This is a genomic window from Bacillus sp. EB106-06-01-XG163 (assembly GCF_058791615.1).
Map to the genome: position 1 here is coordinate 136,175 of NZ_JBYTDS010000002.1, position 14,562 is coordinate 150,736.

Here is a 14,562-nt window from a genome sequence, read left to right on the forward strand (position 1 = left end):
GGATGTCAGCTTTTTTTGCATGATACATACTTTTTACGGACTGAGAGTTGATGGTATGAGGTGGATTTCTTATCTTTTAGGGTTGCGCGGCATGCTTCTGCTTGTTCTTGCCGTTAATTTTATCGGTACGGTGTACGGCTATTATTGGTATGTGCCTCAGCTTGCGGACACGCCGTTCCGATTTCTGATATTTGTGCCTGACAGCCCGACGGCGACGTTTTTCTTCCTGTTCGTGCTTCTGGCATTTCTCATGGGAAGAAACGCGCCGCTGTTTGAAGCGCTGGCTCTTGTAACCCTTGTAAAATACGGGCTGTGGGCGGTCGGAATGAATGTCTTTGTGCTGGTCAAAATGGGGCAGATGCCTTGGGAAGGGTACATGCTGATTGCTTCACATTTTGCCATGGCCGTTCAAGGCGTTTTATACAGCCCGTATTTTCGGTTCCGGTTATGGCATCTTGCCGTTGCCGCTGTTTGGACGCTTCATAATGATGTCATTGATTATCTTTTCGGCATGATGCCCCGCTACTCAATGCTCAATGACTATATGCAAGAGATCGGCTATGCTACATTCTGGCTGAGCATATTTTCACTCGGCCTTGCATACTATTTGGTGATTTCTAAAAGACGGATAAAGCTTGACTTACACTGATAGAATCTTGGTCTAACCTTGTCCCGCTCCTCATATTCTGTAAAGAGAAGGAGTGGGAGGGACCTCTATGAAACGAAAGCTGACGATCTGTCTTTTACTTGCTCTTATGTGTTTCATCACAACTGCCAAAGCTGAAGATGAGGGCGGTCTCAAGGAACTGAACGACCTTTCGGATACCGTTTTCCAAATGACGCGGCGTTCGCAGTATGATGAGGCTCTGCAAGTGCTTGGCTACTTTAAGAAAAAAATGACACACGTAAACTCACTGAGCGGCGCCGAAGTCAGGCAGGTGACTCTGGGTTTCAATGATTTAGTGCGCGTTCTGAAACAGGCAGACGCCTCAGATACCGAAAAAATCCGGGCAGCCGCCCAGTTCAGGTTGGTAATGGATGCGATGGAAGACCACTCCGATCCGCTGTGGGGTTCGCTTGAAAGACCGATTATGGCGACATTCAGCGCCTTAAAAGAAGATGTCAGCGGAAACGGAAGTGAAAATTTCAATGAAAAGTGGAATGAATTTATATCATTATATGATTTAATTTATCCCAGCCTGACAATGGATGTGTCGGCCGGCCAGCTTGATACGGTGGCGAAACATATCGAGGTGATTGAGCAGGACGGGTTTCAGCAGATGACAAAAGGAACAAAGCTTGAGCGTCTGACGCTCCTGCAACAGGATTTAAAGCGGGTTTTTGACAAGGTGGAGCGGGATGACGCTGACCCTTCGCTGCTCTGGGTCATTCTGACAACAGGCGGTATCATTATTACTGCGCTGACATATGTCGGCTACCGAAAATACAGAGCGGAAAAAAAGAAAGAGAAAAAGCGTGAGTATCCTAAGTCTAAATAAACACAAATTGCTGTAAAGGAGCTAAGCCAGTGAAAAAACTCATCCAGCAATTGGCTTCAAAACACCTCCCGCAGCCGATCAGAGGCAGAAAAGGGGCGACTGACGAAGGACCGCGAAACCTCGCGCGTGACTTCCAGAATCCTGACATGCTCGTTCCGCCTTCAACGGATGCAGGAACGGTTCAAAACTTGAAATTCTCATTTTCTGATACGCATATGAGGCTTGAAGACGGCGGATGGTCCAGAGAGGTGACGGTCAGGGAACTGCCGGTATCCAAAAACATCGCGGCGGTGAACATGAGACTGAAGCCGGGAGCTGTGCGGGAGCTTCATTGGCATAAAGAAGCCGAATGGGGATATGTGATTAACGGAGGAGTCCGTTTAACTGCGGTCGATCAAAATGGGAGGAATTTTATTGACAACGTAAGTGAAGGGGATCTGTGGTATTTTCCTTCCGGCATTCCTCATTCCATTCAAGGATTAGAGCAGGGCAGTGAGTTTTTGCTCGTCTTTGATGACGGCTCTTTTTCAGAAAACAGCACCTTTTCAGTAACGGACTGGTTTGCCCATACCCCGCGCAGCGTGCTGGAGGCGAACTTCGGTGTTCCCGGATATGATTTGGCTTACATCCATAAAAAAGAGCGTTACATGTTCCAGCTGGAACCGCCTCCCCCTATTGAAAAGGCAGCAGTTTCTTCCCCGGAAGGCACCGTTTTGGAGCCGTTCAGCTACAAGCTTTCCCGGCAGGAGCCTCTTGTTACCAGCGGGGGAAGAGTAAAGATTGTCGATTCAAAAACGTTTAAGGTGTCAAAAACGATTGCCGCAGCTCTCGTGGAAGTCGAACCCGGAGGCATGAGAGAATTGCATTGGCATCCGAATACGGACGAGTGGCAGTACTATCTTTCAGGAGAAGCGAAAATGACGGTGTTTGCGGCGGAGGGAAGAGCGCGGACATTTAACTATCAAGCAGGTGACGTAGGATATGTTCCTTTTGCAATGGGACATTATGTTCAGAATACCGGTGACACCGTGCTTCGCTTTCTGGAAATTTTCAAAAGCAACCGTTTCGAAGACGTCTCCTTAAACCAATGGCTGGCACTGACGCCGCAGCGCTTCGTCGAACAGACGCTCAATGTCAGTCCGGCATTCGCCCGCCGATTGAAAAAGAAAAAATCACCGGTTGTCAAATGGAAACACAAACAGTAAAGGCGGCAAAAGCCGCCTTTTTATTATCGTCTGATCGGATTTTTATTTTCATCAAGCGTAAATCCTTCGCCGAGCACATCATGAACGTCGCTTACTGCAACAAAGGCGTGCGGGTCAACGGAAGTGATGACGCTTTTCAAAAGCACAATTTCGTTTTTCGGAACGACGCAGTAAAGAACGTCCCTGTCTTCTTTTGTATAGGATCCCTGTCCTTTTAAAACGGTGACGCCGCGCTCCATCTCTTCAATGATTTTTTGCTGGATCAAATCGTTTTTCGAAGAAATAATCGTTGCCCCTTTTGCGGCATAGCCGCCTTCCTGGATAAAATCAATCAATCTCGCAGCGACAAAAACGGCTACAAGCGTGTACATCGCTTCCTTGTAAGAAAGATACGTAAACAAAGAAAGCAGAATGACACAGGCGTCAAAGGCAAACATCGTCCGGCCCATCGGGATTCCGAAAAACTTGTTGATCAGCCTGGCGATGATATCGACCCCGCCCGTCGTGCCGCCGTATTTAAAAATAATGCCGAGACCCGCGCCGATAAATACACCGGCGAACAAGGCGGCCAGCGCTAAATCATGCGACAGCGGCATATGAATTTCGTAACGCTGAAAAACACTCAGAAAAACAGAAAGAGAGACGGTGCCGATCAGGGTATAGACAAACATCGTCCGGCCGAGCATACGCCAGCCGATGAAAAAGATAGGAATGTTCAATACCAGGTTGGAAATAGAAGGGCTGATGTGGAATAACGCATATAAAAGCAGCGTAATGCCGGTAAATCCGCCTTCCGCCAAATTGTTCTGCATATTAAAGTGAACCAGTCCGAATGAAAAAACAGCGGCGCCGATTAAAATAAAGCAAATGTTTTTGATTCTGATTTCTCCAAGCATTGCATCAAACCCCTTTTCCTTCCATAAGATTGCGTAAATATTATAGTGGATACAAAAGAAAACAGCAAACTGCCGTTTTTAACATTTGTCAAATGTACTTGAATTAGCTAACATGGAAGAGATGACAGGAGGTATTCGCACAGTGAGTGACAAAACGATGAAAGACTTACAAGCTGAGGTCGATGAATATATCGGCCAATTCAAAGAAGGCTATTTCAGCCCGCTTGCCATGATGGCCCGTCTCACGGAAGAACTGGGCGAACTTGCAAGAGAAGTCAACCATTATTATGGGGAAAAGCCGAAGAAAACGACGGAAAATGAGAAAAGCATGGAAGAGGAAATGGGCGATGTGCTGTTCGTCCTGATCTGCCTCGCCAACTCCCTTGATATTTCATTGGAGGAAGCTCATAACCGCGTCATGCATAAATTTAATACACGTGATAAAGACCGCTGGACTAGAAAAGAAGAAGGAAAGTAGGAGAAACCATGTCAAATGAAACCATTAAAGTCGTCATTGCCGGACCAAGAGGCAGAATGGGTCAGGAGGCCGTAAAACTTGCCGTCCGCACGCCTCATTTTGAGCTTGTCGGCGCCATTGACCATACATACGATCAGCAAACATTGCGGGAAGTGATGTCAGCTGATTCAGACGCTCTTATTTATACGGATATCCGCGCATGTTTCCAAGAAACAAAACCGGATGTGCTGATCGATTTGACAACGCCTGAAATCGGCAAAAAACATACGAAAGCCGCTCTTGAACACGGCGTCCGCCCCGTTGTGGGAACGACCGGATTTTCTGAAGCGGATTTAGAGGAGCTTCAAGCCTTGACTGAAGAAAAAGGAATCGGCGCCATCATCGCTCCGAACTTTGCATTGGGCGCGGTACTGATGATGAAGTTCTCACAAATGGCCGCCAACTATTTTGAAGATGTAGAAATCATTGAGCTTCATCATGATCAAAAGCTGGATGCCCCGAGCGGAACGGCGCTGAAAACAGCGGAAATGATCTCAAGCGTCCGTACAGAAAAGCAGCAGGGCCATCCTGATGAAAAAGAAATTCTGCCGGGCGCCCGCGGTGCTGAATTAAACGGCATCCGCCTTCACAGCGTGCGTCTGCCGGGCCTTATCGCCCACCAGGAAGTCATGTTCGGCATGGACGGCCAGACGCTGAAACTGCGCCATGACTCCTATAACCGGGCTTCCTTTATGTCAGGAGTGAAGCTGTCAGTGGAGCAAGTGATGAAAATCGACCAGCTTGTATACGGACTCGAAAATATTATCGACTGAATCGGCAAGGGGGAGAACATCAAATGAAAATCGCTTTGATTGCTCACGATAAGAAAAAGCAGGATATGGTTCAGTTTACGACCGCATATAAAGATATACTGAGCCATCATGAGTTATACGCGACAGGTACGACAGGCCTGAAAATCCAGGAAGCGACCGGATTGTCCGTTGAACGTTTTCAATCCGGCCCGCTCGGCGGAGATCAGCAAATCGGCGCATTGATTGCGGCAAATGCCCTGGATCTCGTCATTTTTCTGCGCGATCCGTTAACTGCGCAGCCTCATGAACCGGATGTCTCGGCGCTGATCCGGCTGTGTGACGTATACGCGATCCCGCTCGCCACAAATATGGGGACAGCGGAAATCCTCGTCCGGACGCTGGACGGCGGGGCATTTGATTTCCGCAATCTTGTGCGCGGAGGAGAGCCGAATGTCTGAACACGTTGATATTCTGGCGTTCGGCGCCCATAGTGATGATGTCGAGATCGGTATGGGCGGCACGATCGCAAAATTTACGGCTCAAGGAAAAACCGCGGTGATATGCGATTTGACCGAGGCCGAACTATCATCCAACGGAACGGTAGGGATAAGAAAAGAAGAAGCGGCAGAGGCGGCACGAATTCTCGGCGTAAAAGAGAGAATCCAGCTTACGTTTCCCGACCGCGGGCTTTTGAAAAGTGAGGACGGCATCCGCCGGATTGTCAGTGTCATCAGAGCCTGCCGGCCGAAAACCGTTTTCATGCCTTATCCGAAAGACCGCCATCCTGACCACGGCAATGCGGCGGCTTTGGTCGAAGAAGCGGTGTTCTCGGCGGGAATTCATAAATACAGAGATCACCAGGAACTGCCGGCTCATAAGGCTCAGCGCGTATACTATTATATGATCAACGGGTTTCACCGTCCGGACTTTGTAATCGACATAACGGAAACCATCGATCTGAAAAAAGAAAGCCTGCACGCCTATCAAAGCCAGTTTATTCCTACGGCGCAGTCAGTGAACACACCGCTGACCAACGGTTATATTGAAATGGTGGAAGCGCGGGAAAGACTGTATGGCAAAGAAGCCGGGACGGGGTATGCCGAAGGCTTCTTTTCAAAACAGCTTCCCGTTTTGAATGATGATGTTTTTGGGGGCGGACAATGAGACCATTAAAAATAGGGATTACATGCTACCCGAGTGTCGGAGGCTCGGGTATTATTGCGACGGAACTCGGCAAGCTGCTTGCGGAAAAAGGGCACCAGGTTCATTTCATCACATCAAGCATCCCGTTCAGATTAAATACATATCATCCGAATATTCATTTTCATGAGGTGGAAGTCAACCAATACGCGGTATTTAAATATCCGCCTTATGACCTTACGCTGGCGAGCAAAATCGCCGAGGTTGCTGCGAGGGAAAATCTTGACATCATTCACGCGCATTATGCGCTGCCGCATGCGGTATGCGCTTATCTCGCCAAACAGATGCTCAAGCGCGACATCGGCATCGTGACGACGCTTCACGGTACGGACATCACCGTTTTAGGATATGATCCGTCATTAAAAGATTTAATCCGTTTTGCCATCGAAGCGTCCGACAGAGTGACGGCGGTATCAACCGCGCTTGCCGGAGAAACATATGACTTAATCAAGCCGGATAAAAAAATTGAAACCATCTACAACTTTATTGATGAACGTGTTTATCTTAAGAAAAATACAGAGAGTATAAAAGAGAAACATGGCATTTTGCCGGATGAAAAGGTCGTCATCCATGTTTCGAACTTCAGAAAAGTAAAACGTGTTAAAGATGTCATCCGCGTTTTCCGTAATATCGCAGCCAACACAAAGGCGAAGCTCCTGCTTGTCGGCGACGGGCCGGAAAAGTGCGTCGCTTGGCAGCTTGTCGAAAAATACGGACTGCAGGATCAAGTGCTGCTCCTCGGAAATCAGGACAGGGTGGAAGAGCTGTATTCCATCAGTGACCTTAAACTTCTTCTGTCTGAAAAAGAAAGTTTCGGACTCGTCCTCCTTGAAGCGATGGCCTGCGGCGTGCCGTGCATCGGAACAAATATCGGCGGAATCCCGGAAGTGATTAAAGATCAAGTAAGCGGTTTTCTGGTGGAAGTCGGCGATATTCAGGCGGCATCTGAAAAAGCGCTTGCCGTTTTAGAAGATAAACAGCTCAGCAAACGATTGACTGATCATGCGCTGAAAATGGTGGAGACCGCCTTTTCTTCGCAAAGAATCGTCAGTCAGTATGAACGGATTTATGACGAATTGGCAGGACCGGAGTGATCTTATGGAACAGGAATTTGTCAAAGCCCTCCCCATCCTTCATCATCTGATGAAGGCGGGCCATCAGGCGTACTTTGTCGGGGGAGCCGTCAGAGACAGCTATATGAAACGAAAAATAGGTGATGTGGACATCGCAACCAGCGCTTCGCCGAATGAGGTTGAGCGTCTCTTTAAGCGGACTGTCGATGTAGGAAAAGAGCACGGCACCGTCATCGTCCTGTGGGAAGATGAAACCTATGAAGTCACCACTTTTCGTGCCGAATCAGAATATAAGGATTACCGGCGCCCTGAAGCTGTGCGGTTCATTACTTCTTTATCAGAAGACTTAAAGCGGAGAGACTTAACGATTAATGCGATGGCGATGTCTGCCGAAGGAGAGCTGCTTGATTATTTCGGAGGCGCACATGATATTGGACAAAAGCTGATCCGAACGGTGGGTAACCCTGAAGACCGTTTTCGGGAAGACGCTCTGCGGATGATGAGAGCCGTCCGCTTTATGAGTCAGCTCGGCTTTCTGTTAGAAAAAGAAACAAGAGAGGCCGTCATAAAAGACAGGGAGCTTTTGGCACATGTATCAGTAGAACGAAAGACCGTCGAGTTTGAAAAGCTGCTGCAGGGCGCTTCCTCACAAGAAGCGATTCAAACGATGGTGCAGATAGGTTTGATACAAGAGCTGCCAGGCCTTTCCGGTTATGAGCAGCAAATGCTTGAAGCAAGCGGCTTTCCTTTTTCTTCTTTAGATGCACGCGAAGAACGCTGGGCAGCGCTGTTATTGTTTCTCGGTCTTTGTCCGAAAAGCGCCGAGGCGTTTTTAAAACAATGGAAACTGCCGGGAAAAGTCATAAAAAAAGCGGTGCAGATCATAAGCGTTTATCCGGCGCAGCTGAAAGCAGAAGCGATGTACCGGGCGGGAGAGGCGCTGTTTTCAGCCGTTAAAATCGGGATGCTGAAAAAGCATAAGACGATTGATGAACAAAAGCTGAAAGAGGTTCAGAGCCTGTATGAGCAGCTGCCGATCAAAAGCCTTCGAGACCTCGACATCTCAGGCGCTGATCTGATGGAGCTCAGAAACCGCCGCGCGGGTAAATGGGTAGCCGAAGAACTTCGCCGGATTGAAGAAGCGGTATTGGCAGGGAAGCTCCCTAACCGAAAACATGACATAAAGGAGTGGCTCGCATCATGGGATCAACATTAAGAACCCGATTAATTGATTTATTTTCTGAGGCGGGTGACGGCTTTATCTCCGGGCAGAAAATAAGTGACGCGCTCGGCTGCTCGAGAACCGCCGTTTGGAAACATATAGAGGAGCTCCGCAAAGAGGGTTATGAGGTTGAGGCGGTCAGACGAAAAGGGTACAGGCTCATTAAAAAACCGGGGAAACTCAGTGAATCCGAAATCCGTTTCGGGCTGAAAACAGAGGTTTTGGGCAAACAGCTTCATTACCGGGACGTCCTGCCGTCCACCCAAAAAACCGCTCATGAACTTGCCAATGACGGCGCGCCGGAAGGAACGCTCGTAGTCGCCGATAAACAAACGGCAGGCAGAGGAAGAATGGCCAGAGTGTGGCATTCACAGGAGGGAAACGGGATTTGGATGAGCCTCATTCTGAGACCCGACGTTCCTTTGCAAAAAACGCCGCAACTCACCCTGTTATCAGCCGTTGCGGTCGTTCAGGCCATCGAGGCCTTTACAGGAGTACAGCCCGCCATTAAATGGCCGAATGATTTAATGATTCACGGCAAAAAAGCCGTCGGGATTTTAACTGAGCTGCAGGCAGAAGAAGACCGTGTCCGTTCGGTTATTCTCGGGATCGGGATCAACGTGAACCAGCAGGAAACCGATTTTCCCGGCGAGCTTCAGGACATTGCGACGAGCCTGAGCATGGAAGCCGGCGAGAAAATTGACAGAGCGGGTCTGATACAAGAGATTCTGCTGACTTTTGAAAAACGCTATCAGGATTACTTGAACCACGGCTTTACACCGATCAAGCTGCTATGGGAAAGCTATGCGGTCGGACTGGGGAACGAGCTCAGAGCGAGAACGCTGCAAGGGACGTTTTACGGGAAATCGCTCGGCATTGATGATGAGGGAGTTCTTCTCTTGGAAACGAGAGACGGTATAAAGAAGATCTATTCTGCCGATATTGAGCTCAATTAATCTTAGTTGGTACAAGCCTCGTGAATTTGGTATACTTCCTATGGGCAGTATCATAATGAACTGCACCTGATCAGCAGAACAGAGATTACGAAAAGTCTGCCTTGATCCAAAAAAGGACTGGGACAGAGGGATGACATTCGCCGAACGTTAAACAAGTGGGAATCCTTCTTATTTTACAGAAGGCTTTTTTGCTTGCGAAGAATTGGCGGCTCATCTCCTCACCGTTTAGAGGAGGAGAAACAGAATGAAAACAAAACTGGATTTCATGAAAATGAAGGAAAACGGAGAGCCGATCGTGATGCTGACCGCTTACGATTATCCGCAGGCAAAGCTTGCGGAACAGGCGGGAGTCGACATGATTTTAGTCGGGGATTCGCTCGGAATGGTCGTGCTCGGACTCGATTCAACAGTCGGCGTAACGGTCAGTGACATGATTCACCATACAAAAGCGGTAAAACGCGGTGCGAAAAATACGTTTATCGTAACTGACATGCCGTTTATGTCTTACCACCTTTCAAAAGAGGATACATTGAAAAACGCCGCGGCCATTATTCAGGAAAGCGGCGCGGACGCGTTAAAGCTTGAAGGCGGAGACGGCGTTTTCGAATCCATCCGCGCGCTGACTCTCGGCGGAATTCCTGTCGTCAGCCATTTAGGCCTCACACCGCAGTCTGTCGGCGTATTAGGCGGATATAAAGTGCAGGGAAAAGATGAGCAAAGCGCGAAAAAGCTCATTGAAGACAGCATCAAATGCGAGCAGGCGGGAGCGATGATGCTCGTGCTTGAATGTGTGCCTGCTGAACTGACTGTTAAAATAAAAGAAGAAGTATCCATTCCCGTCATCGGAATCGGAGCCGGTTCAAAAGCGGACGGCCAAGTCCTTGTCTATCATGACGTCGTCGGCCACGGCGTGGACAGAACACCGAAGTTCGTGAAGCAATACGCCAAAATCGACGGCACGATTGAGTCGGCCCTCAGCGATTACGTCCGTGATGTGAAAGAACGGGTTTTCCCGGAAGAAAAGCATTCCTTTCAGATAAACCAAACTGTGCTGCAAGGCTTGTACGGAGGAAAGTAAGCGATGAAACAACTGACAGAAACTCAACAGCTGAAAGAATTGATTGCACAATACCGCTCAGAAGGCCGGACGATCGGATTCGTCCCGACAATGGGTTTTCTTCATGAAGGACATCTGACGCTGGTTGAAAAAGCAAGCAAAGAAAACGATATTGTCGTGATGAGCATCTTTGTCAATCCGACTCAATTCGGACCGGGCGAGGATTACGAAGCATATCCGCGAGATTTAAAGCGCGATGCCCGGCTTGCAGAACAGGCGGGGGCAGATGTTTTGTTTACGCCGTCTCCAAGTGACATGTATAAAGGCGAGCAAAATGTTGCCGTGCAAGTGAAAAGGAGAACTGACGTGTTGTGCGGCGCCTCCCGCGTCGGCCATTTTGACGGAGTGGCCACTGTGCTGACGAAGTTTTTCAATCTCGTTAAACCGACCCGCGCCTACTTCGGCCTGAAAGATGCCCAGCAGGCAGCAGTTGTGGACGGATTGATTGAGGATTTCTTTATGGATATCGAATTGGTTGCAGTGGACACGGTCAGAGAAGAAGACGGACTTGCCAAAAGCTCTCGCAACGTCTATCTGACTGAGCAGGAACGCAAAGAAGCGCCGATGATCTATAGAGCATTGCAGCAAGGTGCCGAACTGATCAGAGACGGTGAAAGAAATCCGGAAACCGTTATAAAAACCGTCACCGATATCATCGAAAACACAAGCGGCGTCATTGATTATGCCGAACTGTACGCTTATCCGGAGCTGACTCCGCTTAAAACATTAAACGGCAAGGTCATTCTGGCCTGTGCCGTCCAATTTTCTAAAGCCAGACTGATTGATAATATCATTATTGATATTGATGAATGGGAGAGATCATAATATGTACCGCACTATGATGGCCGGAAAACTGCACCGCGCTACCGTGACGGAAGCCAATTTAAACTATGTCGGCAGCATTACGATTGATGAAGATCTTTTAGATGCCGTCGGAATGCTCGCTAATGAAAAAGTTCAGATTGTGAATAATAATAACGGAGCGAGACTTGAAACGTATATTATTCCCGGTAAGCGGGGGAGCGGCGTCATCTGTTTAAACGGAGCAGCTGCCCGTCTCGTCCAAGAAGGAGATAAAGTCATTATTATTTCTTATCAAATGATGTCTGATCAGGAAGCAAAAAGCCATCAGCCGAAGGTGGCCGTTCTGGATGATCAGAATAAAATCGAGCAGATGCTGGGTCAGGAGCCGGCACACACGATTTTGTAAAAGAGCCCCCTTCATGGGGGTTTTCTTTTAAGATTTAGGGGCAAAAGCTGTTTTTCCGCTCCATTTCTCAACAAAACGTGTTACACTTTTCTCGTATGCAAGAATTGAGGTGTCCATTTTAATGAACAAACAACGGTTCGTTGTCATAGATGTCGAAACAACAGGAAATTCGCCGAAAAAGGGCGATAAAATCATTCAAATCGCAGCGGTTGTCATTGAAAATGGACAAATAACTGAGCGGTTTTCAAAATATATCAATCCGAATCAGGCCATCCCGCCGTTTATTGAACAGCTGACCGGAATTTCGTCCGGAATGGTTGAAAATGAACTGCCGTTTGAAGAAGTCGCGGAGGAGATTTTTCATCTGCTTGACGGCGCGTATTTTGTTGCCCACAATATTCATTTCGACCTCGGATTTGTCCGGCATGAACTGAGCGAAGCGGGCTATGAGCTGCCGGATTGTGAAGTGCTTGATACGGTTGAGCTTTCGCGTATTGTTTTCCCGGGGTTTGAAGGATATAAGCTCGGTGAGTTGTGCGCGGAGCTGAATATTGTTCATGATCGACCTCACCGCGCAGACAGCGATGCGGAGGTTACGGGACTGGTCTTTTTAGACATTTTACATAAACTGAAACATTTGCCTTTACCGACATTAAAGCAGCTTAGAAGGCTTTCACAGCATTTTATCAGCGATTTGACGCTGCTTTTGGATTCTTTTATACATGAAAGCAGGCCGGCGGAAGAAAAGCGCTGCATTCCATACGCCTCTTTTTCAATTAAAGAGCCCGATCACATTCCGGTTTCCCGTCCGGTGAATGCGGCCATTGACCTTGAAAAGTGGAACGAAGAAAAAGAACAGATCTTATCCGGCATCATCCCCCGCTATGAAAAGCGGAAAGGGCAGCTTTCGATGATGGATGAAGTGCTTGGCGCCTTCCGCAATCGGGAGCATGCGCTGATTGAAGCGGCGCCCGGCATCGGAAAAACGATCGGTTATCTCGTTCCGGCTGTTTTATTTGCCAAAGCGGAGCAAACTCCCGTGATTATCAGCACGTACTCTACTCTTTTGCAGCAGCAGATCATGTCTAAAGATCTTCCGCTTTTGGAGCGTATGTTTCCTTGGCCGGTCAAAGCTGCTATTTTAAAAGGGAAATCACATTATCTGTGCCTGCCTAAGTTTGAACATATTCTGCATGAGGAAGATGACAACTATGATGCGGTTTTGACGAAAGCGCAGCTTCTCGTCTGGCTGACGGAGACTGAAACGGGCGACGCCGCTGAGCTGAATCTTCCATCAGGCGGCAGATTGCTGTGGGAGCGCATGGCTTACGATGAGAATTCTTTTTTTAAAAAAGGGAAGGACTCGGCTGCCGGGTTTTATGAACGGGCTAAAGAAAAGGCGCAGGCCGCAGATCTGATTATCACAAACCATGCTTTGCTGTTTTCAGATCAAAGCAGTGAAACGAAAAAACTGCCTGCAAGCGGAACGATCATCATTGATGAAGCGCATCATTTCGAACGCGCTGCCAGCGAGCACCTGGGGAAGAGAGCTTCATACATCGGACTGCACACAAAGCTCAGCCGAATCGGAACCTTAAAGGAACACGGACTGTTAAAGCGGATGAGAAAACTGTTTTATACGTATGAACTGCCGGCGGAAAGTTTTTTTGACGCCGATGAGTGGATGAAGCATATTCAATCGGAAAGCGACGCATTTTTCAGTTCAGTGCATTCTTTTGTCAAACGAAGAAAACCTAAAGACGATCTGAACCGTCTCGTTTATAGTCTCAATCATAAAAGCCAGGATAAAGGGTTTCACATGATAACGGACGGAGCCGAGCGGCTTTGTGCGATGCTGGATCAGCTGCTTGACATGTTTTCAGTACAGGAGAAACTGTTACATCAAAAGCTTGATCAGATGAAAAGCGGAGCGGCTTTTTTAGCGGCCGAATATGTAAAGTGTATCAGGGGGCTGAAAGAATATCGCGATACGTTCAGCAGGCTGCTGTTTGAAAATGATGAGAAAGAAGCCGTTTGGGTTGAAATTGACGCGAAGGGCGCAAAAAATGCCGTCAGCATCTATGCGCAGCCTTTGGAGCCCGGTGAAATGCTGGCAGACCAGTTTTTCGCCCGCAAAAAAAGCGTTGTGCTCACATCAGCGACCTTAATGGTGGAGCATTCTTTTCAATTTATGATTGAAAGGCTCGGACTTGCGGATTTTTATCCGCGCACCAAAAGCATCCCGTCTCCTTTTTCTTACGATGATCAGATGAACGTCATCATTCCGAAAGAGATGAAATCCGTTAAATATGACGGAGAGCGGGAAGTCATTGAGCATATTGCCAAGTATGCAGAAATCATGTCAAAGGGAAAACAGCCGAAGATCCTTGTCCTGTTTACGTCTCATGATATGCTGAAAAAAGTGTATCAGGAACTGAAACTCAGTATGGAGATATCAGGCATTCAGCTTCTCGCCCAAGGTATTTCGGGCGGGAGTCCCGGTAAATTAATGAAAACCTTTAAAACGGCAAGCAGGGCGATTTTGCTCGGGACGAATCATTTCTGGGAAGGTGTTGATTTTCCGGGGGATGAATTGTCAACCGTCATGATCGCAAGACTTCCTTTCAGGGCGCCTGACAATCCGCTTCATGCCGCAAAATGCGAATTTGCCAAGAAGCAGGGGAAAAATCCGTTTCAGACGATTTCCCTGCCTGAGGCCGTGTTAACGTTCAGACAGGGGATCGGGCGCCTGCTCCGTACGGCGGGAGACAAGGGAACAATCGTTCTTTTAGATCAGCGTGTAAAGACGGCGGGATACGGACGGCTGTTTCTTGAAGCGCTCCCGACTTCATCCCTTTTGGAGCTGACGGATGCCGAACTCGGGGCTTATGTCAGCCAAACGGAATAAAAGCCGC

Annotated in this window: 15 protein-coding genes; 14 read left to right on the forward strand and 1 reads right to left on the reverse strand. The window is 48.2% G+C overall.

Annotated features, from left to right (window positions below):
• Window positions 1-55: 55 nt before the first annotated feature.
• The 3 genes from lhaT to AC3WTF_RS02590 all read left to right on the forward strand — a co-directional run bounded on the left by lhaT (window position 56) and on the right by AC3WTF_RS02590 (window position 2,704).
• Window positions 56-649 (forward strand): lipoprotein heptaprenylglyceryl N-acetyltransferase LhaT, encoded by a 594-nt coding sequence (gene lhaT, locus AC3WTF_RS02580; protein ID WP_021734183.1) that lies wholly within the window; start codon window positions 56-58, stop codon window positions 647-649.
• Window positions 650-716: 67 nt separating this feature from the next.
• Entirely contained in the window at window positions 717-1,499 is a 783-nt protein-coding gene (ypjB, locus tag AC3WTF_RS02585) for a sporulation protein YpjB (protein WP_020955993.1), read from the forward strand.
• A 29-nt stretch (window positions 1,500-1,528) separates the two neighbouring features.
• The gene (locus tag AC3WTF_RS02590; RefSeq protein WP_039063261.1) at window positions 1,529-2,704 is read left to right on the forward strand and encodes an oxalate decarboxylase family bicupin; all 1,176 of its coding nucleotides are present in this window, start codon (window positions 1,529-1,531) and stop codon (window positions 2,702-2,704) included.
• A gap of 23 nt (window positions 2,705-2,727) precedes the next feature.
• Here AC3WTF_RS02590 and AC3WTF_RS02595 read toward each other — a convergent pair whose 3' ends face one another.
• On the reverse strand, window positions 2,728-3,600 hold the full coding sequence (locus AC3WTF_RS02595; protein WP_003153493.1) for a YitT family protein: 873 nt from the start codon (window positions 3,598-3,600) through the stop codon (window positions 2,728-2,730).
• 142 nt (window positions 3,601-3,742) lie between these two features.
• On the opposite strand from AC3WTF_RS02595, the gene AC3WTF_RS02600 reads away from it, so the two are divergent.
• The 11 genes from AC3WTF_RS02600 to dinG all read left to right on the forward strand — a co-directional run bounded on the left by AC3WTF_RS02600 (window position 3,743) and on the right by dinG (window position 14,555).
• Window positions 3,743-4,078, forward strand: a complete 336-nt coding sequence (locus AC3WTF_RS02600; protein WP_003153495.1) for a nucleotide pyrophosphohydrolase — start codon at window positions 3,743-3,745, stop codon at window positions 4,076-4,078.
• 8 nt (window positions 4,079-4,086) lie between these two features.
• On the forward strand, window positions 4,087-4,890 hold the full coding sequence (dapB, locus tag AC3WTF_RS02605) for a 4-hydroxy-tetrahydrodipicolinate reductase (protein ID WP_003153497.1): 804 nt from the start codon (window positions 4,087-4,089) through the stop codon (window positions 4,888-4,890).
• A gap of 23 nt (window positions 4,891-4,913) precedes the next feature.
• Window positions 4,914-5,327 (forward strand): methylglyoxal synthase, encoded by a 414-nt coding sequence (mgsA, locus tag AC3WTF_RS02610; protein ID WP_003153499.1) that lies wholly within the window; start codon window positions 4,914-4,916, stop codon window positions 5,325-5,327.
• Window positions 5,320-6,033 carry a bacillithiol biosynthesis deacetylase BshB1 gene (bshB1, locus tag AC3WTF_RS02615; RefSeq protein WP_032866298.1) on the forward strand — a complete coding sequence of 238 codons (714 nt, stop codon included), beginning with the start codon at window positions 5,320-5,322 and terminating at the stop codon, window positions 6,031-6,033. The genes mgsA and bshB1 overlap by 8 nt, the downstream gene beginning before the upstream one ends.
• The gene (bshA, locus tag AC3WTF_RS02620; RefSeq protein WP_020955989.1) at window positions 6,030-7,163 is read left to right on the forward strand and encodes an N-acetyl-alpha-D-glucosaminyl L-malate synthase BshA; all 1,134 of its coding nucleotides are present in this window, start codon (window positions 6,030-6,032) and stop codon (window positions 7,161-7,163) included. The genes bshB1 and bshA overlap by 4 nt, the downstream gene beginning before the upstream one ends.
• A gap of 4 nt (window positions 7,164-7,167) precedes the next feature.
• A complete protein-coding gene (locus AC3WTF_RS02625) occupies window positions 7,168-8,358 on the forward strand; it encodes a CCA tRNA nucleotidyltransferase (RefSeq protein WP_335390355.1) in 1,191 nt (396 codons plus the stop codon).
• Window positions 8,343-9,320: a bifunctional biotin--[acetyl-CoA-carboxylase] synthetase/biotin operon repressor gene (locus AC3WTF_RS02630; protein ID WP_012117846.1), complete on the forward strand. Its 978-nt coding sequence runs from the start codon at window positions 8,343-8,345 to the stop codon at window positions 9,318-9,320. Before AC3WTF_RS02625 ends, AC3WTF_RS02630 begins: the two co-directional genes overlap by 16 nt.
• A 244-nt stretch (window positions 9,321-9,564) precedes the next feature.
• Window positions 9,565-10,398, forward strand: a complete 834-nt coding sequence (gene panB / locus AC3WTF_RS02635; RefSeq protein WP_492314169.1) for a 3-methyl-2-oxobutanoate hydroxymethyltransferase — start codon at window positions 9,565-9,567, stop codon at window positions 10,396-10,398.
• Window positions 10,399-10,401: 3 nt separating this feature from the next.
• Window positions 10,402-11,262, forward strand: coding sequence for a pantoate--beta-alanine ligase (panC, locus tag AC3WTF_RS02640; protein ID WP_007409481.1), 861 nt, complete (start codon window positions 10,402-10,404; stop codon window positions 11,260-11,262).
• Window position 11,263: 1 nt separating this feature from the next.
• Window positions 11,264-11,647: an aspartate 1-decarboxylase gene (panD, locus tag AC3WTF_RS02645; protein WP_003153510.1), complete on the forward strand. Its 384-nt coding sequence runs from the start codon at window positions 11,264-11,266 to the stop codon at window positions 11,645-11,647.
• A gap of 121 nt (window positions 11,648-11,768) precedes the next feature.
• Entirely contained in the window at window positions 11,769-14,555 is a 2,787-nt protein-coding gene (gene dinG / locus AC3WTF_RS02650; RefSeq protein WP_492314170.1) for an ATP-dependent DNA helicase DinG, read from the forward strand.
• Window positions 14,556-14,562: the final 7 nt, after the last annotated feature.

What these genes read in the sequence shown, in the direction of transcription:
- panD (WP_003153510.1), top strand. Translation starts at nt 11,264, where the DNA reads ATGTACCGCACTATGATGGCCGGAAAACTGCACCGCGCTACCGTGACG.
- panC (WP_007409481.1), top strand. Translation starts at nt 10,402, where the DNA reads ATGAAACAACTGACAGAAACTCAACAGCTGAAAGAATTGATTGCACAA.
- panB (WP_492314169.1), top strand. Translation starts at nt 9,565, where the DNA reads ATGAAAACAAAACTGGATTTCATGAAAATGAAGGAAAACGGAGAGCCG.
- dapB (WP_003153497.1), top strand. Translation starts at nt 4,087, where the DNA reads ATGTCAAATGAAACCATTAAAGTCGTCATTGCCGGACCAAGAGGCAGA.
- AC3WTF_RS02625 (WP_335390355.1), top strand. Translation starts at nt 7,168, where the DNA reads ATGGAACAGGAATTTGTCAAAGCCCTCCCCATCCTTCATCATCTGATG.
- bshB1 (WP_032866298.1), top strand. Translation starts at nt 5,320, where the DNA reads ATGTCTGAACACGTTGATATTCTGGCGTTCGGCGCCCATAGTGATGAT.
- dinG (WP_492314170.1), top strand. Translation starts at nt 11,769, where the DNA reads ATGAACAAACAACGGTTCGTTGTCATAGATGTCGAAACAACAGGAAAT.
- AC3WTF_RS02595 (WP_003153493.1), bottom strand. Translation starts at nt 3,600, where the DNA reads ATGCTTGGAGAAATCAGAATCAAAAACATTTGCTTTATTTTAATCGGC.
- bshA (WP_020955989.1), top strand. Translation starts at nt 6,030, where the DNA reads ATGAGACCATTAAAAATAGGGATTACATGCTACCCGAGTGTCGGAGGC.
- AC3WTF_RS02630 (WP_012117846.1), top strand. Translation starts at nt 8,343, where the DNA reads ATGGGATCAACATTAAGAACCCGATTAATTGATTTATTTTCTGAGGCG.
- mgsA (WP_003153499.1), top strand. Translation starts at nt 4,914, where the DNA reads ATGAAAATCGCTTTGATTGCTCACGATAAGAAAAAGCAGGATATGGTT.
- lhaT (WP_021734183.1), top strand. Translation starts at nt 56, where the DNA reads ATGAGGTGGATTTCTTATCTTTTAGGGTTGCGCGGCATGCTTCTGCTT.
- ypjB (WP_020955993.1), top strand. Translation starts at nt 717, where the DNA reads ATGAAACGAAAGCTGACGATCTGTCTTTTACTTGCTCTTATGTGTTTC.